Raw genomic sequence first — 674 nt, forward strand, 5'->3', positions numbered from 1 at the left:
ATCCCTTTTTAGACTTGGTATCCCTTCGGATCCGAGGCTTTTTTCCTCTTATCCTTGGCAGAAAAAGTAACTCGGCTGACCGTTTTACAAAAAGTACGCGGTCGTACATCTTTATTGTACTTCCACAGCTTGTAAACACAGGGTTTCAGGTTCTCTTTCACTCCCCTCCCGGGGTTCTTTTCACCTGTCCTTCACCGTACTTCTTCGCTATCGCTCACCATGTAGTATTTAGGCTTGGAGGGTGGTCCCCCCGCTTTCCTGCAAGATTTCTCGTGTCTCACAGTACTCCGGATCCTACTATGCTGTATTTGCTTTCGCCTACGCGACTATTACGCTCTTTGGACTCAGCTTTCCTTCTGCTCATTCGGCTAACTCCTACAGTCAATATCGTAGTCCTTACCCCAAAAAACCGAAGTTTCTTGGTTTGGCCTCTTCCGCTTTCGCTCGCCACTACTCACGGAGTATCCTTTCCTGCAGGTACTGAGATGTTTCACTTCCCTGCGTACCCCCCACAAAAACTGTGGTGACCACCCATAACAGTGGCCGGGTCTCCCCATTCGGAAATCCTCGGATCAAAGCCCACTCGGCAGCTCCCCGAGGCATATCGCAGCCCGTCACGTCCTTCATCGGTCCTGTCTACCAAGGCATCCACCATACGCCCTTACCAGTGGGGC

At 51.0% G+C, this 674-nt stretch carries 1 rRNA gene; it reads right to left on the reverse strand.

Annotated elements, in window-relative coordinates:
* Positions 1 to 674: ribosomal RNA gene (locus tag GWI56_RS21590) — 23S ribosomal RNA — on the reverse strand; the annotation flags it as partial.

Origin of the sequence: Shewanella sp. DW31, from assembly GCF_015767295.1 — a bacterium.
Lineage (GTDB): Bacteria > Pseudomonadota > Gammaproteobacteria > Enterobacterales > Shewanellaceae > Shewanella > Shewanella oncorhynchi.